This is a genomic window from Parvibaculum sp., from assembly GCF_039680535.1.
In the GTDB taxonomy this organism is placed as follows: domain Bacteria; phylum Pseudomonadota; class Alphaproteobacteria; order Parvibaculales; family Parvibaculaceae; genus Parvibaculum.
The window spans coordinates 243,541-267,241 of record NZ_JBDKSS010000005.1 but is presented as its reverse complement, the minus strand read 5'-3'; the positions used below and the strand labels follow the sequence as shown (position 1 = coordinate 267,241).

Genomic DNA, 23,701 nt, shown 5'->3' with positions numbered 1-23,701 from the left:
TCACTCATGAAATCGGACCAGAAGCTAGTGCCGCATCGGAAGGCTGGCAAGCGCAAGCTGCCGCGCATTGTCGTGATGACTGACGCCGCCCGCGCGCCGGATCCCATTGAGGCACTGAACCGCGCGCCGCGGGGCGCCGCCGTGATCTACCGCGCCTACAACATTCGGCCGAGGCGCACGGAACTGGCGCGGCTGGGGAAGCTGGCGCGACGAAAAGGTGTTCACCTGCTCATCGCGGGCGATCTTCTGGCTGGCGCCTCGCCCGGCATCGGTGGCCTGCACCTGCCGGAACATGTCGTTCGTCAGTCTACGGATCGATGTTTCAGGCGGAGACCGAGGCCCGAATTCCTCATCACGGCGGCGGCGCACTCCGAAAGCGCCGTCATTGCAGCAGCGCGGGCAGGAGCCGACGCTGTTTTCATATCGCCGGTCTTCGCAACGCAGAGCCATCCGGGCGCCAGACCGCTCGGCGTCGTGCGCTTCGCGCAACTCGCAGCAAAGGCTCGCGCACGCGGTCTTGCCGTTTATGCGCTCGGCGGCATCACAGGCAAAGCCGCAGAGCAAAGACTTTCGGGCACCGGCATTGCGGGCATCGCCGGTATCGGCCTCGGCGCAAAACAAAAAGAGCGGGCCTGAGCCCGCTCTTTCGATAGTCGTCTGCCGAACTGAAATCAGAAGGCGATCGCGAGAACCAGACCGACCGACTTCGAGTCGTAGTCGAAATTGTAGACCTCGAACTGCGTCGACTGGAGGTCGATGCCGATATCGACACCGGAGCCGAGATTGTAGCCGCCGCCGATCTGCCAGTTCTTGGACTTCAGATCCAGCGGAACGATGTCGCCAAGGCTCTGCTTGGTGTCGAGATAGGCAACGCCAACCGTCCACGGACCCGTCGCATACTTCAGACCCGCAGTCCAGGTCGTGTTGTCGAGGCCAGCCTGCTTCGGAACGGCAGCCCAGTTACCGAACATATCCTGGCTCTTGTAATAGGCGCCGCCGAGCGTGAAGCCCGAATAGCCGAGGTTGAGGCCGAGACCCCACTCTTCCGGCTCGCCCTGATCGCCGATGACGTAATCGCCCGTGCCGCTGACATAGAAGGCATCCGCGCCGATATCGACGGCGCCGACAGTGCCGGCATAGTTGATCGCGGCTTCATAGACGTTCTGGACGCCCTGATCCTTCGGCGCCAGCGTCAGACCGTTTTCGCTCGGCGAGAGCGTCACGTTCGGCGTGAAGGAGAAACCGAGCTGGAAGCCCGAGAAGCGCGGCGTGAAATAGCTGATCTTGTTCGAGTCCGTCGCCAGCAGCGAGAAGGTCGAGTGGCGGACGAGCATCAGCGGCATGTTCAGGATGTTGGGCGAGTCCACACCATTGCCCGGCACGAACCAGGGCGAGGTGTAGTGCATCTTGTAGGCGGCGCCGTCGGTGCCGCCGATTTCGAACTTGCCGAAATCGCCCTGGAGATAGGCGAAGAGCTGGCGGAACGACGCCCAGGACGAATAGGGCGAGGTGTTGCTCTCGCTCAGCATGGCGCTGCCCAGGCTGTAGTCGTTGTTCAGCTGAAGCTTCGCATCGACACCGGCGACGAGGCCGTTGTCCAGCGTGCCTTCCGCCTTAATGTCGATGTTGCGGGCGACGAGGGCAACCTTCGTGTTCTGGAAGGACGCGCTGCCCATGAGGTCGAGATCGTCGGCATCGACGAAGTAGAAGCCCGTGACGACATTACCGCCGATCGTGACCCTCAGCGGATCGCTCGCGAGCGCCGGAGAAGCGAGAAGGCCGGCAGCGACCAGCGCCGTCGTTCCAAGAAGTGTCTTTTTCATCTTATCCCCCAGATAACCGGTTCGGTTTATGCGGCAAACCGGATGGCACCTCGATTGTGAGATGCGCATCGTCGCTCAGCGTATGAGCTTGTTCCTGATCCCCCGCGTTAAGGGGACTTTAAACCATTCTTCAGAATTTCCGCTAACGGATAGAACCGATACGGCACAGAAAATAGGCAGATGTTGCCTTAGCGCCACCGATCTTGTTGCTATCGCGGGGCATGCTGGAAAGTCCGGCATGGCCTGCATATAGCGCGTAGTCCGACTACGTACCGTTTATTCAGTCGACGTCCTTGTGCACAAAAAAAGAGAGCGGGCTTTTGGCCCGCTCTCTCGAACTTTGATCTTGCGACCGATTTAGAAGGCGATCGCGAGGACCAGACCGGCCGACTTCGTGTCGTAGGTCTCCCTGCGAGCCGGCGAACCAATATCGCCGCGCGTGTTCTGCGCCCACTGCAGGTCGAGGCCAACATCGACGCCCGAACCCAGATTGTAGCCGCCACCGAGCTGCACCGTCTGGCTTTCACGACCAACGCGCCAGGCATGGTTCGACGAGTCGTCCTGCGAGTCGAGGTAGGCAACACCGACCGTCCACGGGCCCGTCGCGTACTTCAGACCGAGCGTCCAGACCTGGGCACCGTAGTCCTTGTCAGCGGAGGAAACGCCGTTCGCATAATCGAGGTCGTTCGACTCATAATAAGCGCCGCCCAGCGTGAAGCCGGCATAGCCGAGGTTCGCACCGAAACCGTATTCTTCCGGATCGGCATTGATATTGTTCATCGCGTTGCCGCCGGTGTAGAATCCGTCAACGCCGACATCAACACCACCGAAGGTGCCCGCGTAGTTGAGCGCGATCTCGAACACCTGGTTGATGTTGTTGTTGCTCATGATGTAGTCCTTCGGCGCCAGCACGAGGCCGTTTTCCGACGGGCCGTGGTTCTGCGCGTCCGGCGTGTAGGACAGGCCGAGCTGGAAGCCGGCGAGGCGCGGCGTGAAGTAGCTGATCTTGTTCGAGTCGGTCGCCATCAGCGAGAAGGTCGACAGGCGGACTTCCGGGCTGCCGCTGTACGAAGACGCATTGTAGATGTTGGGCGAGTCGACGCCGTTGCCCGGGACGAACCAGGGCGAGGTGTAGTGCATCTTGTAGGCGGCGCCATCGGTGCCACCGATTTCGAACTTGCCGAAGCCGCCTTCGAGGTAGGCGAAGAGCTGACGGAACGAGGCCCAGGACTCGTTGGTCGAGTTCCAGTCGTTGCTCAACTGAAGCTTCGCGTCGACGCCGGCGACGAGGCCGTTGTCCAGCGTGCCTTCAGCCTTGATGTCGATGTTGCGGGCGACAACGGCGACCTTCGTGTCCTGGAAGGACGTGCCGCCAACATTGTCCGCATCGACGAAATAGAAGCCCGTGACGACATTGCCGCCAACCGTAACCTTCAGCGGGTCGCTCGCAAGCGCCGGGCCGGCGAGAAGGCCAGCGGTGACCAGCGCAGTCGTGCCAAGAAGTGTCTTTTTCATCGTACCCTCATTGTCATTTCATTTAGGCGCCGACCCCGGAGAATCCCCCGCTGAACGGCGCTAGCTGCGGCGCGACCTGACCGTCGCGCCGGCAGGATCATTCGGAACTTCTTCCAAAAACCCCTAGGGTAAAATGACTAATGCGTTGTTCCCCCTTGGGTCAATTCCATCCAGTGTGATTCAGATAGAAAGAACGCAGATGTGGCTCGGGCGCAACCATCGCGTGGCATGTGGCGATGGGATGCGACCGATTTCGCGCCATGGATCCAAAGCCTTTGCAAAGAAAAAGAGCGGGCCGAAGCCCGCTCTTCAAATGGTCGCTTGAAACCCGGGTTCGGGATCAGAAGGCGATCGCGAGAACCAGACCGGCCGACTTGCTGTCGTAGTCGAGGTCGTTGTCGTTGTTCTTGTAGTTCGAGAACTGAATGTCGAGACCGAGATCGACTCCCGAACCAAGGTTGTAACCGCCACCAACCTGCAGCGTCTTGACCTTGTAGCTGTAGCCATCCCAATCCTGATCGCCGTCGAGATAGGCCGTACCGACCGTCCACGGGCCGGTCGCGTATTTCAGGCCAAGGGTCCAGGTCGTGTTTTCGTTGTTGTAATAGCTCGGATCCGGATCGAAGACTGCCCAAATATCTTCGCTGCGATACCACGCGCCACCCAGCGTGAAGCCGGCATAGCCGACATTCGCACCGAAGCCATATTCCTCCGGATCGACGTTGTCATGGTCGCCCTTGCCGGTCGTGTAGAAGCCATCGACACCGAGGTCGACGCCACCGAGCGTACCGGCGTAATTGCCCGCGATTTCGAAGACATCACGCATATAGGCGTCCGTCTTGGCGGCGAGCGAAAGGCCGTTGGCCTTCGGGTTCTTGTTGTTCGCATCCGGCGTGTAGGAGACGCCGAGCTGGAAGCCGGCGAAACGCGGCGTGAAATAGCTGACCTTGTTCGCATCGGTGGCGAGCAGCGAGAAAGTCGAATGACGCTCGCCATAATAGGGAACGATGTTCAGGATGTTGGGCGAGTCGACGCCGTTGCCCGGAACGAACCAGGGCGAGGTGTAGTGCATCTTGTAGGCGGCGCCGTCGGTGCCGCCGATTTCGAACTTGCCGAAGCTGCCTTCGAGATAGGCGAAGAGCTGGCGGAACGAAGCCGCCGAAGAATGATTGCTCGAGTTCCAGTCGTTGCTCAGCTGAAGCTTCGCATCGACGCCGGCGACGAGGCCGTTGTCCAGCGTGCCTTCGGCCTTGATGTCGATGTTGCGGGCGACCACGGCCACCTTCGTGTCCTGATAGGACGTGCTGGAGACATTGTCCGCATCGACGAAGTAGAAGCCGGTGACGACATTGCCGCCGACGGTCACCTTCAACGGATCGCTCGCAAGCGCCGGGCCGGCGAGAAGGCCGGTCGTAACCAGTGCAGTCGTGGCAAGCAGTGTCTTTTTCATCGTACCCTCTTTGTCATTTCTGTCCGGCGCCGGTTCCTGAGGCCCCGCGGGGTCGCCCGGCAAATCACTGAGCGCCTGTGTCCATCGGTGACTATGGCTTCGCTCACCGACGGGTCAACGGCGAGCGGCGATAGTTGTGCAAAAAGAACGCTATTGTGACTCTGAGGCAACTCTCAGGCCGAGCTAGACCGCCGTGGACGGAGGAATGCCCATGCACTCGCGCGTGAGGGCGATTGACCCTAGTCGTCCGAAGATGCGGAGTGCACGCTGGCGGGAACGGCATCCGCGTAATCCGCGGGAATGTAACCGAACCTAGCCATCTGTTCGTGGTGGTCGGCGATGATGCGGCGGATCTGCGCGGGCGTGAGCTTTTCTCGCCACTGATCTTTACGCCCCTCACGAAAGAATGCGGCCGCCTTGGACGATCGCTCCTTGAAGCCTTCGCGCTGCTCCTGCGCCTTCAGCATCTTGAAAGAAGAAAATTTGATCGCGCGCTCAAGCCTTTCACTGGTTGGCTTGAGGCCGAGAAATTCGGCCACGCGCTTGAAGCTCTTGCGCGGCTTGTCGAGCAGATCTTCATAGCGCAGCACGAGAAGCTGGGGGTTCGGATGCCGGGTCCAGCTCCGGACATGCGTCGACCATGATGCGTGCATCTCGGGAACATGCCCCTCGACCATAGCTGTGCCTGCAAGCTCGTTGGCCAGAGCGTCGATTGCTTCATCGATGGTGAGGCCGTAATGCGGCGCCATCGAGAGCGCGACATCGAGCGGGTTGCGGACGATGTAGATCGCGCCCGCCGTCACTTCCATGTTGTGCAGCGGATAGCCGTGCCAATCGCCAAGGAAGTTGTGCGTCTTGACGAAGACGGAGTCGGGAAAAACCGTCGTGAAGTCGCGATGGACCAGCGGGCGGAGCGCGGCAAGCTCTTCGGGCGTCAGTTCTTCGAGGGGTTTCTGGCTGCGATGCCGGTACCAGGCCGAGTGGGACTCGCCGAGACAGAACTTGTCGAGTTCATCGAGCGGAACAGGCCGCGTCGGATTGCGCAGCAGATTGTGCAGGAAGGAGCGCATCCAGGTGTTGCCGGATTTCGGGTAGGAGGCAAGCCAGATCAGAGCGCCCATGGATGACCTTCTGCGAAATGCGATACGGCCGATTTCTAGCAGACGCGGACGATGCGCCAAACGCATAAAAAAAGAGAGCGGGCCGAAGCCCGCTCTCCCGTCATTCTCAGACGATGGCGATCAGAAGGCGATCGCGAGAACCAGACCGCCCGACGTCGTGTCGTAGCTGGTGCTGTTCCAGGTGTCGTTGTGCTGGTTCGAGGCCCACTGCAGATCGAGGCCGATATCGACACCCGAGCCGAGGTTGTAGCCGCCGCCGACCTGAACGGTCTGCGACTCGCGGCCGTCGCGGCCACGATAGGAAGCCGAGTCGTCCTGCGCGTCGATATACGCCGCACCGACGGTCCACGGACCGGTCGCATACTTCAGGCCGATCGTCCAGACCTGCGCACCGACGTCGGCGCGGGCCGACGAAACGCCACGCTTGTAGTCCAGATCGTTCGACTGGTACCAGGCGCCGCCCAGCGTGAAGCCGGCATAGCCGAGGTTCGCACCGAAGCCATACTCTTCCGGCGAGACGTCCGGACGCGAGGAGTCGCCGCCCGTGTAGAAGCCGTCGACGCCGACATCAACGCCGCCGAACGTGCCGGCATAGTTCGCCGCGATTTCAAACACGTCCTGGATGTTGCGGTCCCAGCCGGTGAGCGACGGCTGCAACCACAGGCCATTGGCCTTCGGGTTGTTGTTGGAGGCATCCGGCGTGTAGGAAACGCCGAGCTGGAAGCCGGCGAGACGCGGCGTGAAGTAGCTGATCTTGTTCGCGTCGGTCGCCATGAGCGAGAAGGTCGACAGGCGGACTTCCGGGCTGGTCGCGTAGGGCTCGTTCCAATACTTGTCCGACACGCCGTTGTAGATGTTGGGCGAGTCGACGCCGTTGCCCGGCACGAACCAGGGCGAGGTGTAGTGCATCTTGTAGGCGGCGCCGTCAGTGCCACCGATCTCGAACTTGCCGAAGCCGCCTTCGAGGTAGGCGAAGAGCTGACGGAACGAGGCCCAGGACTCGTTGGTCGAGTTCCAGTCGTTGCTCAGCATGAGCTTCGCGTCGACGCCGGCGACGAGGCCGTTGTCCAGTGTGCCTTCGGCCTTGACGTCGATGTTGCGGGCGACGACGGCGACCTTCGTATCCTGGAAGCTGTAACCGTTAACGTTATCCGCATCGACGAAATAGAAGCCCGTGACGACGTTGCCGCCGACCGTAACCTTCAGCGGGTCGCTCGCAAGCGCCGGGCCGGCGAGAAGGCCAGCAGTGACCAGAGCGGTCGTCCCAAGGAGTGTCTTTTTCATGTGTTCCTCGCAGTGTCAGCAATAGCTGTTCAGTTTCTACGACCTTGCGGAAAACTGAACGCCCGCGGTCGTATTTAATCGCCGGGCCGACGAAACAAATCTCTGCCCCCCGAGCGGATGTGATGATTAATCCCGCATGAAGGCGGAGCGTCAAGAACGGGGACATCTTCCGAGGCCGAAAGTCGGCATCTGTTGCCCAAAGGGCACAAATCGGTAATCCATTTTGAGACAAGAGCTTAGCGGCCGAAGCAAAAGCCCCGTAGGAAGTAGCGGAAGCCGGCCGGAACAAGAAATGGCCGGAATGCTTGGGAATTCGAGCCTATGTGCTCCGCCGGCCACAATATCGATCGAACCGATGGCCTGTAGCCCGTTGAAACAGCCTTCGCCGCGCGATGTACCATCAGGACCACGCGGCTCGGGGTGCTCCGGGACGCCGGCGCCAACGGTATCTGCGATAGCCCTTTTTGCCCTCGATTTAATGCGCCAAATGCTGGAATTTGCTTGCTCCTGGCTGGCAGTTGAGCAAGAACCAGCAGGTGCCAAAAGGGGAAACGAGGGACGGTGTTCCCCGTGTACCTCCGTTTGGAGCATCAGCCGACAGGCGCGCCCATGCTCCGTGATGGAATTTGGCGCGTGGTAAAAGCAATGCGCGATTGGCGCGCAAGGATGGGGATTTCAGCGTGACGTTCAGAAATGAAGCCGGCAGGAATGTGACCAGCCGGGGCGCTCGGATCGCAACGGCGATCGCTTTGGCGAGCCTGATCGGCCTTGGCGGCTGCGGCATGTTCGGCGGCGGTTCCTCGCAATATCCGACCCAGGAGGGCTCCGGCCCGACCACCCCGAATCCGAGCGGCCAGCCCCGCAAGACGATCTTCGGCGAAGACGGCATCACGCTTTTCGGCGGCGACAGCAAGGGCGGCGAACAGGGCGCGGGCATCGGCGTCAACAGCTTCCTGTGGCGCGCCTCGCTGGACACGGTTTCCTTCATGCCGCTCGCTTCGGCCGATCCCTTCGGCGGCGTCATCATCACGGACTGGTATCAGGACCCGAAGACGCCGAACGAGCGCTTCAAGATCACCGTCTACATCATGGACAAGCGCCTGCGCGCCGACGGCGTGAAGGTGGCGGTGTTCCGTCAGGCCCGGAACGGCAACGAATGGGTTGACGCCGCGACCGATCCGAAGACCGGCATCAAGATCGAGGACGCGATCCTCGTCCGCGCACGCCAGCTTCGCATCAGCAGCACGGAAGCCGGCGAGACCAAGTAATTCAGGCGTCAAAGCCTCCAATTCGAGCGCGGGTCGCCGCTGGCATTTTCGCCAAGGGTGACCCGCATCCATTTCTGAGACAGCGTTTTCAAGATGTCGACACGTTACAACGCCCGCACGAGCGAACCGAAATGGCAGAAGGTCTGGGAAGAGCGTCAGAGCTTCCGTGCACGGAATAACGATCCGCGCCCGAAATACTACGTGCTTGAGATGTTCCCCTACCCGTCCGGCCGCATCCATATCGGACACGGGCGCAACTACGTGATGGGCGACGTGGTGGCGCGCTTCAAGCGCATGAAGGGCTTCAACGTCCTGCATCCGATGGGCTGGGATGCTTTCGGCCTTCCCGCCGAAAACGCTGCGATGGAACGCAAGACCCATCCGAAGGCCTGGACCTACGACAATATCGAGGCGATGAAGGTGCAGCTGAAGCTGCTCGGCCTTTCGCACGACTGGAGCCGCGAGATCGCGACCTGCGATCCCTCCTACTACGCCGAACAGCAGAAGATATTCATCGAGTTCCTGAAGAACGGCCTCGTCTACCGCAAGGAGAGCGAAGTCAACTGGGACCCGGTGGACAATACCGTGCTCGCCAACGAACAGGTGATCGACGGCCGCGGCTGGCGCTCCGGCGCACTGGTCGAGCGCCGCCGCCTGTCGCAATGGTTCTTCCGCATCACCGCCTTTGCCGACGAGCTTCTCGCTGCGCTGGACGACCTGCCGCGCTGGCCGGAAAAGGTCCGCACCATGCAGAAGAACTGGATCGGCCGTTCGGAAGGCGCGCGCGTCTTCTGGCCGATCGACGGCGTTCCGGGCGAGCCCGACTACCGGCTCGAAATCTATACGACGCGGCCCGACACGCTTTATGGCGCCTCCTTCTGCGCGCTGTCGCCCGATCATCCGCTGACGGCGAAACTCGCCGAAGACAATGAAGAGCTTCAGGCCTTCATCGCCGACTGCAAGCGCATCGGCACCAGCGCCGAAGCCATCGAGACCGCCGAGAAGAAGGGCTACAAGACGACGCTCACCGCGCGCCATCCCTTCATCGAAGGCGCGACGGTGCCCGTCTATGTCGCCAATTTCGTGCTGATGGATTACGGCACGGGCGCGATCTTCGCCTGCCCGGCCCATGACCAGCGCGACTTCGACTTCGCAAAGAAATACGGAATGCCGATCCTGCCGGTCGTCGCGCCGAAGGACATCGCCGCCGACAAGGAAGCGCTGGCCGCTTGGTGCGCCGAACTCATCGCCGGCAAGGACGCCTATACGGGCGACGGCATCGCCATCAATTCCGGCTTCCTCGACGGGCTCGATGTCGAGGCCGCGAAAGGCGCCGCGATCGGGAAGCTCAAATCGCTCAAGGCGGGCGAAGGCACCGTCAATTATCGCCTGCGCGACTGGGGCGTGTCGCGCCAGCGCTATTGGGGCTGCCCGATCCCGATCGTCCATTGCGACGATTGTGGGCCCGTGCCGGTTCCCGAAGCCGAGCTGCCGGTGAAGCTGCCCGAGGACGTCACCTTCGACGTGCCTGGCAATCCGCTCGACCGCCATCCGACCTGGAAGAACGTGAACTGCCCGTCCTGCGACAAGCATGCGCGGCGCGAGACGGACACGATGGATACCTTCGTCGACTCGTCCTGGTACTTCGCGCGCTTCGCCAGCGAGCCGGGTTCGGCGCCGCTCACCAAGGAAGGCGCCAACCACTGGCTGCCGGTGGACCAGTATATCGGCGGCATCGAACACGCGATCCTGCATCTCCTTTATGCGCGCTTCTTCACGCGCGGCCTGGAGAAATGCGGCCGCCTCTCGGTGAAGGAGCCCTTCGGAGGTCTTTTCACGCAAGGCATGATCATTCACGAGACCTACAAGGACGAAGCCGGCCAGTGGCTTTATCCCGAAGAGGTCGAGCGCAATGCCGAGGGCAAGGCCGTGAAGATCGCGGACGGCACCCCGGTAACCGTCGGCGCGCCCGAAAAGATGTCGAAGTCCAAGAAGAACGTGGTGCCGCCGGAGATCGTCGCCGACAGCTACGGCGTCGATTGCGCGCGCTGGTTCATGCTTTCCGACACCCCGCCCGAGCGCGACAGCGAATGGACGCAAGGTGGCGTCGAGGGTGCCTGGCGCCTGGTGCAGCGCATCTGGCGTCTTGTCGGCGAGGTCGAGGATCACGGCGACCTGATCCCCGCCGCGGGCACGCCTGCACCCGGCGCCTTCTCCGACACGGCCGCCGCGCTGCGCCGGACCGTCCATCAGGCCAATGCCGCCATCGAAGAAAATATCGAGGCGCTGCGTTTCAACGTGGCCGTCGCCAATGTCTACGAGCTGGTGAATGCGCTCGCGACCGTCGTGAACGGCCAGAACTGGAAGGCCGAAGGCTTCGACGCCTCCCTCGGCTGGGCGATCCGGGAGGCTGTGGAGCGGCTGATCCTGTCGGTCGCGCCCATGATGCCGCACCTCGCCGAAGAGGCCTGGCAGCTGCTCGGCCATGACGGATTGATCGTGGATGCTGCATGGCCGGTTGCCGAGGCGGCCCTCCTCGTGGAAGACTCCGTTACGATTGCGGTCCAGGTGAACGGCAAGCGCCGTGACGAACTCACCATCGCCCGCGACGCGGATAATGCGACGGTCGAGCGCGCGGCGCTGGCCCTCGAAAAAGTGGAGAAGGCGATCGATGGGAAAGCGGTCCGCAAGGTCATCGTGGTGCCGGGCAAGATCGTCAATATTGTGGTCTGAACGAATGCAGTTTCTGCGCACGGCCTTTCTTCTGTTGATCGTCGCCTCCGCCCTTCCGCTCGGCGGCTGCGGCTTCCGTCCGCTCTATGCCGACCGGGGAACGGAAAGCACGGTCAACAAGCTCGCGGATGTCGACGTGTCGGCGCCGGAAAACGAGATCGGCCGTCTGCTCAAATACAGCCTGCTCGACCGCATCACGGAGACGGGCTATGCGCCGGCAAGCGCGGCTTACAAGCTCGTGCTCTCGCCGACGGCCTATACGGAAGACGTGGCCGTGCAGCAGAACGCCGCCGTTACCCGCGCGAACTTCGTGCTTGTCGTGCCGTTCACGCTGGTCGGCACCGATGGCAAGACTCTTTTCCGGTCGGTTGCCCGGTCGCGTTCCTCCTATAACCGCGTCGAGTCCGAATTCGCCAACCTGACCGCGGCGAAGGATGCACACAAGCGCACCGCCGAAGCGGTCGCGGACGATATAAAGCTGCAGCTGAGCGTCTATTTCGATCGCCAGACCTCGACCGCCTCGGCCCAATAGGAACGTACCCTGAAGATCAAGGCTTCCGACGCAGACCGTTTCGCCCGGAAACCGGATGCCAAGGTCCGGGCCGTGCTGGTCTATGGGCCGGATGCCGGACTCGTCCGTGAACGGATGAATGCGCTGGCGAAGAGTGTCGTTGACGATCTCGCGGACCCGTTCCGCGTTTCCGATATTTCCGATGGCGACCTGCGGCAGGACCCGGCCCGCCTTGCCGACGAGGCGGCGGCCATCGCTATGCTTGGCGGTCGGCGGATCGTCCGTGTGCGCGGAGCTGGCGACAGCGTCTCCAAGATATTCGACGGCTTTCTGACGGATCCCGCCGGCGACGCGCTGGTGATCGTCGAAGGCGGCGATCTCGGACCGCGCTCGAGCCTGCGCAAGCTTTTCGAGGACGCGGCAAACGCCGCCGCCCTTCCCTGCTACGCCGATGATGCGGCCGCGCTCGAGGACGTGATCCGCCAGCGTCTCGGCAAGGACGGGCTTTCGCCGGAGCCTGCGGCGCTCGATTATTTGATGGCCAATCTCGGCAGCGATCGGGGCGTGACCTCGAATGAGCTTGAAAAGCTCGCGCTCTATATGGGTCCGTCGAAGGCGAATGAGAAACGCACCGTGACGCTCGCGGACGCGCGAGCCTGCATCGGCGACAATTCAGGCTCGAGTCTCGATGAGGTGGTCGATGCGGCGGCGGGCGGCGACCTGCCCGCCCTCGACCTTGCGCTCAGCCGGGCGCGCAGCGCCGACACCCATCCGATCGCGCTCATCAATGCGCTGACGCGGCATCTGCAACAATTGCATCTGGTGCTCGCCGAGATTGAAAGCGGCACGCCCGCCGAGACGGCGATCCGGGCCATCAGGCCGCCGGTTCACTTCAGCCGGTCGGCGCTGCTGCGCCGCCAGGTTTCGCTTTGGACCCGCAAGCGGCTCGACAAGGCGCTGAGCCTTCTGCTCGAAGCGGAAATCCAGTGCAAGACGACTGGCCTGCCGGAAGATTCCATCTGCGGGCAAACGCTGATGCGTATCGCTCAGGCAGCCGGCACACGGCGTCGTTAGCCAAAAGCGAACGAATTTCGTGACAAAATTTATAAATCAGCGAATTAGTTGACGCTGCCGATGCGCGGATTGCCCCGGCCGGCAAGCCGGCGGCAAACTTCGTCGAGCTGTTCCAGCGTCGAGTAATGGATACGGACCTCGCCACCCTTGTCGCCGGAAAAACTGATCTCGACCTTGAGGCCGAGCTGGTCGGAGATATTCCGCTCCAGCGCCAGCGTGTCGGTGTCTTTCTCCTGGCGGGCGGCGGCGGCGCGGCGCGATGCTTCCGATCCGGTCGTCGCCTTGCGCGACAGGGCTTCGGCCTCGCGGACGCTCAACCCCTTGTCGACAATCTCCTTCGCCAGCGCATCGGCATTGGGAATACCGATCAGCGGACGCGCATGACCGGCCGTGAGTTTCCCCTGCTCGATCAACGAACGGACGCCATCCGGTAACGTCAGTAGACGGAGCGTATTGGCAACATGGCTGCGGCTCTTGCCGATCAGCTTCGAAACCTGCTCCTGCGTATATTCGAACTGCGCCATCAAACGGTCATAGCCCGCCGCTTCTTCGATCGCGTTGAGATCGGCGCGCTGCACGTTCTCGATGATCGCGATTTCGAGTGATTCAGCGTCCGTCAGTTCCTTGATGATGATCGGAACCTGATGGAGCTGCGCCTTCTGCGCGGCGCGCCAGCGGCGTTCGCCCGCCACGATTTCATAGGAGTCGGCCTGCCCCTGAACCGGACGCACCACGATTGGCTGGAGGATGCCCTTTTCGCGGATCGAGTTCGAGAGGTCCGCGAGATCCTCCTCACGGAAAAGATGACGCGGCTGGAAGGGATTGGCGCGAAGGAATTCGATCGGCACTTCGCGCACACCGCGAGGCGCGGGCGCGGCGGTGTCGCCAAGGGCATAGGCCGCATCGTCGCCGATCAGCGCCGCAAGACCGCGTCCAAGCCGGCTCGGGCTTTCCTCTGCCATCATCATATCCTCTTTCATCGCATCTACCCCCGGCGGTATGCCCGCCAGGATCAGGCTCGCCCCACGAAACCCTTGTGCGGCTGAGGCTGTCGAAGCCTCATGGCACTACCTTGTATGACCGAGCCTGAAATTATTACCTGGCGTTTACCGTCTCTATTAAGGTCTGGTCACGCAGCCGGCCGGCGCAAGGCGCGCTCGCGCTGAATGAGCTCGGACGCAAGCTTCATATAGGCTTTGCTGCCTGCGCAACGGTGATCATAGACCAGCGCGGGCTTTCCGTAGGAAGGCGCTTCCGAGATACGGACATTGCGCGGGATCACGGTACGATAGACCTTGTCGCCGAGATGCTGGCGCACGTCGGAGGCGACCTGATCGGAGAGCTTGTTGCGCTGATCGAACATGGTCAGCACCACGCCCTGAATCTCAAGCCGCGGGTTAAGACTGGTCCGCACACGCTCAACCGTCCGCAAAAGCTGGCTCAAACCTTCCAGTGCGAAGAATTCGCATTGCAGCGGCACCAGGATCGCGTCCGCCGCGGTCATGGCATTGATCGTCAGCAGATTGAGCGACGGCGGGCAATCGATCAGAAGATATGTGTAAGGGCGCGCAGTGAGCGCCGCTTCCTTTTCGCTGCCATTGCGCGGCTTGCCCGCGCGCGGCATCCGCGCCAGGGCGTCGCGCAACCGATGCGAGCGCCGCGGAACGCTGGCAAGCTCCAGCTCGGCGCCGAGAAGATCCATGGTCGAAGGAACGATGTCGAGGCCCGGAACCTTGGTCGGCACCACCGCGTCCTCGATCAGCGCCGCGCCGATCAGGACGTCATAGGCCGAGACCTTACGCTCCGACCTTCCGATACCGAGGCCGGTGCTGGCGTTACCCTGGGGGTCGAGATCGACGATCAGTACACGTTCGCCAACCGCCGCCAGCGCCGTGCCCAGATTGATGGCCGTGGTCGTTTTGCCGACGCCGCCCTTCTGATTGGCAAGAACCAGAATGCGGGGACGCGTCTCGCCACCTTGCGAAATCGCCCCAGTGGCCGTCAGATCAGCGCTCGAGTCCGGGATTTGCATGTCGGAGCCCCCAAAGCTTCAGCACCGTTCCGGATGGATCGGATTGGCTGGCAATGGCTTCGCTTTCAAATATCCAATCTTTCGCCGACTCCGTCAATTCGGCACTGGCCCCCTGACCCTTCAGGAAGAGCCCGATCGTGGCTTTTCCCCAGAAACTTGATGCCCAGCCGAGTAGTTTCGGCAAACCGGCCAGTGCCCGCGCGCTGATGATGTCCGGCAGGGGCTCCCCTTCCGGCCAGGAAAATTCCTCGATCCGCACTGTATGGACACTGACCGGAGCGCCGGTCGCGCGGATCACTTCGCGGAGGAAAATCGACTTTCTCTGGTCGCTTTCCACCAGCCGCATCGAGAATCCGGGGCGATCCGCGAGGAGAATGGCGACGACGAGCCCCGGAAATCCCGCCCCGCTCCCCAGATCGAGCCAGCGCGTGGCGTCAGGCACCAGATGGACGAGCTGGGCAGAGTCCCAGAAGTGACGATTCCAGAGATCGGGGAGGGTCGAAGGCGCGACGAGATTGATCGAGGCCTGCCATTTGCGGAGCAAAGCCTCGTAAGTCTTAAGCCGCTCCATTGTTTCACGTGAAACATGGGCCGCCGCTGCAAAGCTCTCGGCATCAACTACTAGATGTTGGGTCATACCGAGTTTCAGCCCTCAAGCTATATGACGGGGCTGCTGCTTGACGTAAATCAGGAGAGTTGTGATGGCTGCCGGAGTGACGCCATCCACCCTCGCCGCCTGACCCAAGGTGGCGGGACGCGCACGGCTGAGTTTCAGGCGGACTTCGTTAGAGAGGCCCGGAATGGCGGCATAATCGAGATCGGCGGGAAGGCTGAGCCCCTCGTCTTTGCGGAAAGCGCGAATATCGCTCTCCTGCCGGTCAAGATAACCGGAATATTGGGCGTCGATTTCGAGCTGTTCGGCGATTTCGCCCGGCAATTCGCCGAGTTCCGGCCACACCGCGGCGATATCGCCCAAACCAATATCGGGATAGGCCAGCAGATCGAGGGCGCTCCGCGCCACGCCGTCCTGATTGACCCGGAGCCCACGCTTCACGAGCTCGTTGGGCGTGAGACGCAGATCCCTGGCCAGCGCCCGGGCCGCCTCAAGCGCCGAAAGCTTCGCCGCAAAGGCCTCTGCCCGTTCCGCCCCCACAAGCCCGGTTTCGATGCCCCTCCCCGTCAACCGCTGGTCGGCATTGTCGGCGCGGAGCGTCAGACGGTATTCAGCCCGGGAGGTGAACATCCGATAGGGCTCGCTCACACCCCTTGTAATCAGATCGTCGACCAGGACACCCAGATAAGCCTCGGCACGGTCGAAAATAACCGGGTCCTTGCCCTTGGCGGCCAAGGCGGCGTTCGCCCCCGCGATCAGCCCTTGAGCCGCCGCTTCTTCATATCCCGTTGTGCCATTGATCTGGCCGGCCAGATAAAGGCCGGAAAGCTTCTTCGTTTCGAGCGTCGGCCGCAATTCGCGCGGATCGATATAGTCATATTCGATGGCGTAGCCGGGGCGCCGCATCACGACCTCCTCCAGACCCGGAATGGTCTTGAGGAAGGCGAGCTGGATTTCTTCGGGAAGCCCCGTCGAAATGCCGTTCGGATAGATCGTGTCGTCGTCGAGCCCTTCCGGCTCAAGGAATATCTGATGGCTGTCGCGCTCGCGGAAGCGGACCACCTTGTCCTCGATCGAGGGGCAATAACGCGGCCCCACGCCTTCGATATGACCGGCATAGACGGGTGAATATTTGAGGTTCGCCTCGATGATCCGGTGACCTTCCTCGGTCGTCCGCGTGATGTGGCAATTGACCTGCGGCGTCGTGATTTCGCGGGTGAGGAAAGAAAATGGCACCGGCGGCGTGTCGCCCGGTTGAACTTCGAGACGGTCCCAGGCGATGGAACTCCCGTCGAGGCGCGGCGGCGTCCCGGTCTTGAGGCGGCCGAGCTGGAAGCCCAGCGCATAGAGCCGGTCCGAAAGGCCGAGCGCCGGCGCCTCGCCCACCCGGCCCGCCGGGATGCGCTTTTCGCCGATATGGATCATGCCCCGAAGAAAAGTGCCGGTCGTGAGCACCACGCGGCGGGCGTGGAAATGCCGCCCATCCTCGGTGACGACCCCGGCCACGCCTTCCGCGTCGACGATGAGATCGTTGACCCCGCCTTCTTCAGTCTGAAGATTCCGGTGGCCCAGAATGGCAGCCTGCATCGCCTCGCGGTAAAGCTTGCGATCGGCCTGGGCCCGGGGCCCGCGAACGGCCGGGCCTTTGCGTCGATTGAGAAGGCGGAACTGGATGCCCGCGGCGTCGGCCACCCGGCCCATCAGCCCGTCCAACGCGTCGATTTCCCGGACCAGATGACCCTTGCCCAATCCGCCGATGGCCGGATTGCAGGACATTTCGCCGATGGTCGAAATCTTGTGGGTGAGGAGAAGCGTGCGCGCACCCGCGCGCGCGGCAGCGGACGCCGCCTCGCAGCCAGCATGGCCGCCGCCAATCACGATCACATCGAATTCAGGAGAATTCATTCCGCGCCTCTCAGACTGCGGGAAGCTTTATCCCCGGCCCTGCTTCGCGGTCAAAGGATTTGAGGACTTTTCGGAAACTTGGTCGGGTTAGTCCCAGGATTCTGTTTCACGTGAAACATTATTTGCCGATGCAAAAATCCCTGAACACAATATCTAGCAAATCCTCGACATCGACCCGTCCGGTGATCCGGCCCAGCGACCGCGCCGCCAAACGCAGATCTTCGGCCACCAGTTCCGTCGCGCGTTCCGACCGAAGCGCCGCCAACGCCCGTTCCAGTCCCTCGAGGCAGGCCAGAAGTCCCTCGCGGTGACGGGCCCTCGTAATTGCCGGCGTCTCGGCAATCCCGGCCTTTGCCGCGACGAGTTTCGTCACCGCCTCTTCCAGCGCGTCGAGCCCCTCGCCCGTCGCCGCCGAAACCGGGATGGCTTCGGGTAAATGTGCCGGGCCGAGATCGGCCTTGTTGAGGACGCGAAGGTCCCCCTCCCGCGCGAGATCAAAGCCGCCTTCGATCCCGCCATCGGGGCGAAGCGCGGCGACGACGATCCGCAGGTCCGCCGCTTCCGCCCGGGCGAGCGCCCGCCTCACCCCCTCCTGCTCGACGGCGTTGACCGCGTCGCGAAGACCGGCCGTATCGGCCAGCGTCACCGGCACCCCGCCGAGATCGAGCCGGACTTCCAGAATATCGCGCGTCGTCCCCGCCTCGTCGGAGACGATGGCCGCATCGCGCCGGGCCAGACGATTGAGAAGGCTCGATTTGCCGACATTGGGCGGACCGATGATCGCCACCTCGACGCCGTCGCGAAGCCTCTCGCCCCGCCGCCCGTCATCGAGATGGGCCCGGATCTCGTCGGCCAGCCGCGTGATTTCGGGGGCGAGTTTTCTGGTCAGGTCGCCGGGGATTTCCTCCTCGGGGAAATCGATCTCGGCCTCGGCATGGGCGAGAACGCGCATCAGCCGCCCGCGCCACCCCTCGTAGATCTGGCCAAGCGCGCCATCCATCTGGCGAAGCGCCTGGACGCGTTGAGCCGCCGTCTCCGCCTCGATGAGATCAGCGAGGCCTTCGACCTCGGTGAGATCAAGCTTGCCATTCTCGAAGGCGCGACGCGTGAACTCCCCCGCCGTCGCCACCCGAAGCGCCGACAAACGCCCCAGCGCGGCCAGCACCCCGTCGACAACCGCGCGGCCGCCATGAACGTGGAACTCGACGACATCCTCGCCGGTGAAACTCGCCGGTCCCTCGAACCAGAGGATCAGCGCCCGATCGAGAATGCTCGCGTCATGGGGATCGCGAAGCGTCCGCAGAACCGCCTCGCGCGGACGCCCCGGCCCTTCGCCCGTCAGCGCCCGGACGGCATCCGCCGAGGCGGGTCCGGAGACGCGTATGACCGCCACCCCGGCGCGGCCCGCGGCGCTCGACAAGGCGTAAATCGTTTCCAATCCGAGTCGATCCTGAAAATGCGCCGGGCGTCCTGGCGCCCGGAAGTCTTCGATTAAACCCGCACCCCTTCTACTCGGGTTTGCGCGTGTTCGTCTTCTTGCCGTTGCCGGTTCCGGTCGCCGTCTTCGCCATGCTCCAGAGCAGGTTCTGGAACTGCTCGAGGCCTTGCGCGCCCACCGGCATGATGGTCTTCACCAGCGTTTCCGGGTCCATATAGGACATGTTCTGCGCCATCTGCTTTTCGAGCTGGGCCAGAAGCCGCTGCTGCATCGGTTCGAGATCGGGCAGGCCCATCAGCCGCCGCGCTTCCTCCGGTGAAAGATCGACATCGATTGTCACTTTCATGGGCTGATCTCTTCTCTTTCATGTCTAATGGCGAGAAACGACTTTCAGAGTGAACCGCCCGGACGGCCCCATGTCACGCAATTTCCTCGGCTCGGAAACGAGCCCCTATCTCCTCCAGCACAAGGACAACCCCGTCCATTGGCGTCCATGGGGCGAAGCGGCGCTGGAAGCCGCCCGCGCGGAAGGAAAACCGATCCTCCTTTCGATCGGTTATGCCGCCTGCCACTGGTGCCATGTCATGGCTCATGAAAGTTTCGAGGATGAGGAAGTCGCTGCGGTGATGAACCGCCTCTTCATTCCGATCAAGGTCGACCGCGAAGAGCGGCCCGATATCGACACGATCTACATGTCCGCCCTCCACCTTCTCGGCGAACAGGGCGGCTGGCCGCTCACCATGTTCCTGACGCCGGATGGCGAGCCCTTCTGGGGCGGCACCTATTTTCCGAAAACGCCATCTTACGGACGTCCGGGCTTCATCGCCGTACTCGAGGAAGTCGCCCGCCTCTTCCGCGAGGAACCCGGCAAGATCGAACAGAACCGGGCCGCGCTGGTGAAGGCGCTTCACGAGCAGTCCGCCACCGCCTATCCCGGCGAGCCGACGCCGCAGGTTCTCGACATCGTGGCCGACAAGTTTCTCTCGCTGATGGACCCGGTCCATGGCGGCATTCGCGGCGCGCCGAAATTTCCGCAGACGCCCCTCCTCACCTTCGTCTGGCGAACCTATCTCCGCACCGGCCGCGCCGATCTCGGCGAGGCGGCGCTGAAGGCCCTCGACCATCTCTGCGAAGGCGGGATCTACGATCACCTCGGCGGCGGCTTCGCCCGCTACTCGGTGGATGAACGCTGGCTCGCGCCGCATTTCGAAAAGATGCTCTACGACAATGCACAGCTCCTTCGTCTCCTGACCTCCGCATGGGTAGAGACGACGAAGCCGCTTTACGCCCGGCGCATCCGCGAGACCATCGATTGGCTGTTGCGCGAAATGCTGGTCGACGGCGCGGGCTTCGCCGCCTCCCTCGATGCCGACAGCGAAGGCGAGGAAGGCCGCTTCTATGTCTGGAGCGAGACCGAGATCGACGCGGCTCTCGGCGCCGATGCTCCACACTTCAAATCCGTCTATGACGTCAGCCGCCACGGCAATTGGGAAGAAAAGAACATCCTCAATCGCCTCGCCCATGCGGATGAAGACTTCGCGGAAGAGGAAGAAGAAGCCCTCGCCCCGATGCGCGAAAGGCTTCTCGCCGCCCGCGCGAAGCGCGTCCGCCCCGGCTTCGACGACAAGGTACTGGCGGACTGGAACGGCCTTGCGATCGCGGCGCTGGCCGAAGCGGGCGCCGCCTTCGACGATCCGCTCTGGATCGATGCCGCCGCCCGCGCCTTCTCCTTCGTGACGACGCGCATGATCGAGAATGGCCGCCTCCACCACACCTGGCGCGAGGGGAAGCTCCAGCACCGCGCCATGGCCGACGATCTCGCCAATATGGCCGACGCCGCGCTGGCGCTGGCCGAGGCAACGTCGAACCCCTCCTTCGTGGCCCAGGCCGAAAGCTTCATCGCCGAACTCGACACGCATTACCGCGATCACAAGAACGGCGGCTATTTCTTCACCGCCGACGATGCGGGCGCCCTCATCACGCGCACGCGCAGCGTGGCCGACAATGCAACCCCGGCAGCCAATGGCGTTCTCATCAGTGTGCTGACGAAACTCTCGCTCCTCACCGGCAAGACGGACTATCTCGCCCGCGCAGACGAACTCGTCCGGGCGTTTGCCGGCGAACTCAATCGCAACATATTCCCGCTGGGTTCATATCTCGCAGGCCTCGAAGCGCGGCTCTGGCCGATCCAGATCGTCCTGATCGGGTCATACGAGACGACGGCGGAACTGCGCCGCGCGGTCTTCGGTCACGCCCTTCCAAACCGCATTCTCTCGGTGATCGCGGATGGCGCTCCGTTGCCGGAAGGGCATCCCGCCGCGGGCAAGCGCGCGCTCGACGGAAAGCCCACCGCCTATGTCTGCCTCGGCCCCACCTGCTCGCTGCCGATCACCGAGCCTCGGGCCCTCGCTTCGGTTCTTTTGCGCGCTCGCGCGCCGGAACTTGCGGGTTAAGCCGCCGCGATCCGTTTCGCCTCATCGAGAAGGAACAGCGTGACGGGCAGGGACTCGCCCAATGCACCGCGCGACACGACCCCGCGGATCGGCACCTACTGGAGTTCAAGATGAAAGAATTGGCTGAAGGGCCCGGGTCCGTAGTCCGAAAACCTCTCTCCGTTCCTGAAGCCCCGTCGCCGGTACAGCGCGTGGGCTGCGGCGAAGGACGGTCCGCTGCCAGTTTCAAGGCTGAGACGCCGCACGCCACGAGCTTTGGCCTCGACGATTATTCGCTCAAGGATCGCCGCGCCGGCTCCCATTCGTAGAAAGTCTGGATGTGTGCGCATCGACTTGACCTCCGCTTGGCCAGCACCGAGCATCTTCAGGGCGCCTACACTCGCAACCCGGTCGCCGGACCAGGCCGTCCAGACCGTGACCTCCGGACATTGCAATCCCGCAAGATCAAGCGCGAAGACATGCTCGGGCGGCGAACTCGCGCGCATGCCCGCAAGATGGAGCGACAACAGAGCCCGCGTCTGCGCACTCGAGAGATCGTCTTCTCTTATCTCAAACACCTCAGTTCCACCGCCGGTTTAGCTATCAGACCCGGAACGCGTTTTTCCATTGACGATCTTTCAAAGATCCATCATCTAAGACAACATGTCAAATATAGAGGATACAATTAGCGATCGACTGGCGCTCCGCATTTTGTCGGAACGCAAAGGCCGCAATTGGTCGCTGGCCGACCTCGCAGCCCGGTCCGGCGTTTCCAAGGCCATGCTGAGCAAGATCGAACGCCGCGAAGCCAGTCCGACCGCGCCCGTCCTCCTCCGCATCGCGACCGCCTTCGACATCACACTCGCCGAACTCCTCACCGACACGCGGGATGATGAACGCTACCAGCGCGCCGCCGACCAGCCCGTCTGGACGGATCCAGCGACCGGCTATCACCGCCGCCAGCTCTATCTGAGCCCGCGCCTGCCCATGGAACTTGTCGAAGTCGTTCTCCCTGCCGGCGCATCGGTCTCGGTCCCTGCCTCGTCCTACGCTTTCATCCGCCAAGTACTCTGGGTCATCGAGGGAAATGTCGTCATCGTCGAAGGCGATGTGGCGACGACACTCCGGAAGGGCGATCGGCTTGAATTTGGTCCGCCTGCGGATTGTACGTTCCGAAATCCGGATGCGAGCCCTTGCAGATACCTTGTCGCCGTTCTGCGGCAAAGATGAGCGTGGCGAGGTTCATGCCTCGCCGCGCGGCGTGTGCTTTCTCGCCTTCGAACGAACCCGCTCCTTGAGCCCGGCGATCTCGGCGGGCAGCAGTCCCGCCTCCTCGCGAATCCAGGCGCGGAAGGCCTGCACCTTGGGCTTGCGCGCGCTGCGTTTGGGATAGACGAGCCAATAGGCTTCCTCGTCCGGCACTTCGAGATCGAACAGGCGCACAAGACGTCCCTCCGCAAGGTCCGTCATGGCGAGCGCGTCATTGGCGAGCGCGACGCCCTGTCCCGCGGCAGCCGCCTGCAGCGCGAGCGACGCCTCGATGAAGAGCGGACCCCTCGCCGCCCATTTCGGATTCTTCACGCCGGCGGCTTCCAGCCATTGGAGCCAATGGCTCATGGTCTCTTCATGGAGAAGCGGATACTGGCGCAGGTCCTCGGGCGTCCGGATCGGCTTTTTGGAATCGATCAGAAGCGGGCTGCAAACGGGATAGACCGTCGCCTCGAAAAGTTTTTCCGCGATCACATCCGTCCAGCCGCCAAGCCCGTAGCGGATGCCAACATCGACATTCTGACGTTCGAAATCGATGATCTCGGGCGAAGGCAGAAGGCGAAGCTCGATCTCCGGATGAGCGCGATAGAACTTGCCGAGGCGCAGCACCAGCCAGCGCGCGGCGAATGAAGGCTCCACCGAAACGGTGAGCGGCCCGCCCTCTTCGCCCAGCGCCTGCGCCCATCCATCCGCGATCTGGTCCAAAGCCTGAGAGAGAACCGGCAGCAGCGCCCGGCCCGCATCGGTGAGTTTTACGGCGCGGCCGGTCCGGTGGAAAAGCGCGACCCCCGCCTCTTCCTCCAGCGCGCGCACCTGATGGCTGATCGCCGCATGGGTGACATGCAGCTCCTCAGCCGCGCGGGAGAAGCTCAAATGCCTCGCGGCGGCCTCGAAGGCCCGGAGCGCGTTCAGCGGTGGCAGGCGGCGAATGCTCATAGTGTTAGATATTCTTACATCTGCTGTGAAAAGTCATCGTTTGATTTGGCCTGAGGGAAGCACCATCTTCCCGATAACAGAAAGCCAATGGTGAATTAAATGAACATCGCTAGTCTCTTTGCCCGCTCTTATGTCGACGCCTTCAGCGTCGCCACGGGGCCTTTCTCGGCAGAGACGCCCGTAGCCCGCAATGCATGGGCCGAAGCCCGTCGCCCCACGACGGCCGCTGCCTCTCTCGCCGCGAAGAAAATCAAAGCCGCCCGCGAGGCGCTCGACGCCCGCTGGTAATTGGCTTCC

The 23,701-nt window shown here is 62.7% G+C and carries 21 protein-coding genes; 8 read left to right on the top strand and 13 right to left on the bottom strand.

Going from position 1 to position 23,701, the window contains the following annotated elements; genetic code table 11:
- Window positions 1–6: 6 nt before the first annotated feature.
- Window positions 7–636: a thiamine phosphate synthase gene (locus tag ABFC66_RS02405; RefSeq protein ID WP_346739352.1), complete on the top strand. Its 630-nt coding sequence runs from the start codon at window positions 7–9 to the stop codon at window positions 634–636.
- Between the two features lie 35 nt (window positions 637–671).
- Here ABFC66_RS02405 and ABFC66_RS02400 read toward each other — a convergent pair whose 3' ends face one another.
- The 5 genes from ABFC66_RS02400 to ABFC66_RS02380 form a co-directional block, all read right to left on the bottom strand.
- On the bottom strand, window positions 672–1,823 hold the full coding sequence (locus tag ABFC66_RS02400) for a porin (protein ID WP_346739351.1): 1,152 nt from the start codon (window positions 1,821–1,823) through the stop codon (window positions 672–674).
- Between the two features lie 357 nt (window positions 1,824–2,180).
- Window positions 2,181–3,338, bottom strand: a complete 1,158-nt coding sequence (locus tag ABFC66_RS02395) for a porin (RefSeq protein ID WP_346739350.1) — start codon at window positions 3,336–3,338, stop codon at window positions 2,181–2,183.
- 340 nt (window positions 3,339–3,678) lie between these two features.
- Window positions 3,679–4,788, bottom strand: coding sequence for a porin (locus tag ABFC66_RS02390; RefSeq protein WP_346739349.1), 1,110 nt, complete (start codon window positions 4,786–4,788; stop codon window positions 3,679–3,681).
- A 239-nt stretch (window positions 4,789–5,027) separates the two neighbouring features.
- A complete protein-coding gene (locus tag ABFC66_RS02385; protein WP_346739348.1) occupies window positions 5,028–5,909 on the bottom strand; it encodes a sulfotransferase domain-containing protein in 882 nt (293 codons plus the stop codon).
- A 120-nt stretch (window positions 5,910–6,029) separates the two neighbouring features.
- Window positions 6,030–7,193 (bottom strand): porin, encoded by a 1,164-nt coding sequence (locus tag ABFC66_RS02380; protein WP_346739347.1) that lies wholly within the window; start codon window positions 7,191–7,193, stop codon window positions 6,030–6,032.
- Window positions 7,194–7,873: 680 nt separating this feature from the next.
- On the opposite strand from ABFC66_RS02380, the gene ABFC66_RS02375 reads away from it, so the two are divergent.
- The 4 genes from ABFC66_RS02375 to holA all read left to right on the top strand — a co-directional run bounded on the left by ABFC66_RS02375 (window position 7,874) and on the right by holA (window position 12,779).
- On the top strand, window positions 7,874–8,461 hold the full coding sequence (locus tag ABFC66_RS02375; RefSeq protein ID WP_346739346.1) for a DUF3576 domain-containing protein: 588 nt from the start codon (window positions 7,874–7,876) through the stop codon (window positions 8,459–8,461).
- Window positions 8,462–8,554: 93 nt separating this feature from the next.
- Window positions 8,555–11,194, top strand: coding sequence for a leucine--tRNA ligase (gene leuS, locus ABFC66_RS02370; protein ID WP_346739345.1), 2,640 nt, complete (start codon window positions 8,555–8,557; stop codon window positions 11,192–11,194).
- 4 nt (window positions 11,195–11,198) lie between these two features.
- A complete protein-coding gene (locus tag ABFC66_RS02365) occupies window positions 11,199–11,726 on the top strand; it encodes a hypothetical protein (protein WP_346739344.1) in 528 nt (175 codons plus the stop codon).
- A gap of 72 nt (window positions 11,727–11,798) precedes the next feature.
- Window positions 11,799–12,779, top strand: a complete 981-nt coding sequence (gene holA / locus ABFC66_RS02360; RefSeq protein WP_346739343.1) for a DNA polymerase III subunit delta — start codon at window positions 11,799–11,801, stop codon at window positions 12,777–12,779.
- A gap of 44 nt (window positions 12,780–12,823) precedes the next feature.
- Here holA and ABFC66_RS02355 read toward each other — a convergent pair whose 3' ends face one another.
- The 6 genes from ABFC66_RS02355 to ABFC66_RS02330 all read right to left on the bottom strand — a co-directional run bounded on the left by ABFC66_RS02355 (window position 12,824) and on the right by ABFC66_RS02330 (window position 19,113).
- The gene (locus ABFC66_RS02355; protein WP_346739342.1) at window positions 12,824–13,759 is read right to left on the bottom strand and encodes a ParB/RepB/Spo0J family partition protein; all 936 of its coding nucleotides are present in this window, start codon (window positions 13,757–13,759) and stop codon (window positions 12,824–12,826) included.
- A gap of 149 nt (window positions 13,760–13,908) precedes the next feature.
- The gene (locus ABFC66_RS02350; RefSeq protein ID WP_346739341.1) at window positions 13,909–14,811 is read right to left on the bottom strand and encodes a ParA family protein; all 903 of its coding nucleotides are present in this window, start codon (window positions 14,809–14,811) and stop codon (window positions 13,909–13,911) included.
- The gene (gene rsmG, locus ABFC66_RS02345; RefSeq protein ID WP_346739340.1) at window positions 14,786–15,448 is read right to left on the bottom strand and encodes a 16S rRNA (guanine(527)-N(7))-methyltransferase RsmG; all 663 of its coding nucleotides are present in this window, start codon (window positions 15,446–15,448) and stop codon (window positions 14,786–14,788) included. Before rsmG ends, ABFC66_RS02350 begins: the two co-directional genes overlap by 26 nt.
- A 15-nt stretch (window positions 15,449–15,463) precedes the next feature.
- On the bottom strand, window positions 15,464–17,329 hold the full coding sequence (gene mnmG, locus ABFC66_RS02340; RefSeq protein ID WP_346739339.1) for a tRNA uridine-5-carboxymethylaminomethyl(34) synthesis enzyme MnmG: 1,866 nt from the start codon (window positions 17,327–17,329) through the stop codon (window positions 15,464–15,466).
- Window positions 17,330–17,447: 118 nt separating this feature from the next.
- Window positions 17,448–18,767: a tRNA uridine-5-carboxymethylaminomethyl(34) synthesis GTPase MnmE gene (gene mnmE, locus ABFC66_RS02335; protein WP_346739338.1), complete on the bottom strand. Its 1,320-nt coding sequence runs from the start codon at window positions 18,765–18,767 to the stop codon at window positions 17,448–17,450.
- 70 nt (window positions 18,768–18,837) lie between these two features.
- Window positions 18,838–19,113 carry a DUF6489 family protein gene (locus ABFC66_RS02330; protein WP_346739337.1) on the bottom strand — a complete coding sequence of 92 codons (276 nt, stop codon included), beginning with the start codon at window positions 19,111–19,113 and terminating at the stop codon, window positions 18,838–18,840.
- Between the two features lie 70 nt (window positions 19,114–19,183).
- Here ABFC66_RS02330 and ABFC66_RS02325 point away from each other — a divergent pair, with 70 nt between their 5' ends.
- Window positions 19,184–21,220, top strand: a complete 2,037-nt coding sequence (locus ABFC66_RS02325) for a thioredoxin domain-containing protein (protein ID WP_346739336.1) — start codon at window positions 19,184–19,186, stop codon at window positions 21,218–21,220.
- Window positions 21,221–21,315: 95 nt separating this feature from the next.
- On the opposite strand, the gene ABFC66_RS02320 is transcribed toward ABFC66_RS02325, so the two are convergent.
- Entirely contained in the window at window positions 21,316–21,705 is a 390-nt protein-coding gene (locus ABFC66_RS02320) for a GNAT family N-acetyltransferase (RefSeq protein WP_346739613.1), read from the bottom strand.
- A 157-nt stretch (window positions 21,706–21,862) separates the two neighbouring features.
- Here ABFC66_RS02320 and ABFC66_RS02315 point away from each other — a divergent pair, with 157 nt between their 5' ends.
- Complete coding sequence (locus ABFC66_RS02315) at window positions 21,863–22,429, top strand: XRE family transcriptional regulator (RefSeq protein WP_346739335.1); 567 nt, start codon at window positions 21,863–21,865, stop codon at window positions 22,427–22,429.
- A 12-nt stretch (window positions 22,430–22,441) separates the two neighbouring features.
- On the opposite strand, the gene gcvA is transcribed toward ABFC66_RS02315, so the two are convergent.
- Window positions 22,442–23,404, bottom strand: a complete 963-nt coding sequence (gcvA, locus tag ABFC66_RS02310; protein WP_346739334.1) for a transcriptional regulator GcvA — start codon at window positions 23,402–23,404, stop codon at window positions 22,442–22,444.
- A 99-nt stretch (window positions 23,405–23,503) separates the two neighbouring features.
- Here gcvA and ABFC66_RS02305 point away from each other — a divergent pair, with 99 nt between their 5' ends.
- Window positions 23,504–23,692, top strand: coding sequence for a hypothetical protein (locus tag ABFC66_RS02305; RefSeq protein ID WP_346739333.1), 189 nt, complete (start codon window positions 23,504–23,506; stop codon window positions 23,690–23,692).
- Window positions 23,693–23,701 lie beyond the last annotated feature (9 nt).

What these genes read in the sequence shown, in the direction of transcription:
- ABFC66_RS02405 (WP_346739352.1), top strand. Translation starts at nt 7, where the DNA reads ATGAAATCGGACCAGAAGCTAGTGCCGCATCGGAAGGCTGGCAAGCGC.
- ABFC66_RS02400 (WP_346739351.1), bottom strand. Translation starts at nt 1,823, where the DNA reads ATGAAAAAGACACTTCTTGGAACGACGGCGCTGGTCGCTGCCGGCCTT.
- ABFC66_RS02395 (WP_346739350.1), bottom strand. Translation starts at nt 3,338, where the DNA reads ATGAAAAAGACACTTCTTGGCACGACTGCGCTGGTCACCGCTGGCCTT.
- ABFC66_RS02390 (WP_346739349.1), bottom strand. Translation starts at nt 4,788, where the DNA reads ATGAAAAAGACACTGCTTGCCACGACTGCACTGGTTACGACCGGCCTT.
- ABFC66_RS02385 (WP_346739348.1), bottom strand. Translation starts at nt 5,909, where the DNA reads ATGGGCGCTCTGATCTGGCTTGCCTCCTACCCGAAATCCGGCAACACC.
- ABFC66_RS02380 (WP_346739347.1), bottom strand. Translation starts at nt 7,193, where the DNA reads ATGAAAAAGACACTCCTTGGGACGACCGCTCTGGTCACTGCTGGCCTT.
- leuS (WP_346739345.1), top strand. Translation starts at nt 8,555, where the DNA reads ATGTCGACACGTTACAACGCCCGCACGAGCGAACCGAAATGGCAGAAG.
- ABFC66_RS02365 (WP_346739344.1), top strand. Translation starts at nt 11,199, where the DNA reads ATGCAGTTTCTGCGCACGGCCTTTCTTCTGTTGATCGTCGCCTCCGCC.
- ABFC66_RS02355 (WP_346739342.1), bottom strand. Translation starts at nt 13,759, where the DNA reads ATGAAAGAGGATATGATGATGGCAGAGGAAAGCCCGAGCCGGCTTGGA.
- ABFC66_RS02350 (WP_346739341.1), bottom strand. Translation starts at nt 14,811, where the DNA reads ATGCAAATCCCGGACTCGAGCGCTGATCTGACGGCCACTGGGGCGATT.
- rsmG (WP_346739340.1), bottom strand. Translation starts at nt 15,448, where the DNA reads ATGACCCAACATCTAGTAGTTGATGCCGAGAGCTTTGCAGCGGCGGCC.
- mnmG (WP_346739339.1), bottom strand. Translation starts at nt 17,329, where the DNA reads ATGAATTCTCCTGAATTCGATGTGATCGTGATTGGCGGCGGCCATGCT.
- ABFC66_RS02330 (WP_346739337.1), bottom strand. Translation starts at nt 19,113, where the DNA reads ATGAAAGTGACAATCGATGTCGATCTTTCACCGGAGGAAGCGCGGCGG.
- ABFC66_RS02325 (WP_346739336.1), top strand. Translation starts at nt 19,184, where the DNA reads ATGTCACGCAATTTCCTCGGCTCGGAAACGAGCCCCTATCTCCTCCAG.
- ABFC66_RS02320 (WP_346739613.1), bottom strand. Translation starts at nt 21,705, where the DNA reads ATGCGCGCGAGTTCGCCGCCCGAGCATGTCTTCGCGCTTGATCTTGCG.
- ABFC66_RS02315 (WP_346739335.1), top strand. Translation starts at nt 21,863, where the DNA reads ATGTCAAATATAGAGGATACAATTAGCGATCGACTGGCGCTCCGCATT.
- gcvA (WP_346739334.1), bottom strand. Translation starts at nt 23,404, where the DNA reads ATGAGCATTCGCCGCCTGCCACCGCTGAACGCGCTCCGGGCCTTCGAG.
- ABFC66_RS02305 (WP_346739333.1), top strand. Translation starts at nt 23,504, where the DNA reads ATGAACATCGCTAGTCTCTTTGCCCGCTCTTATGTCGACGCCTTCAGC.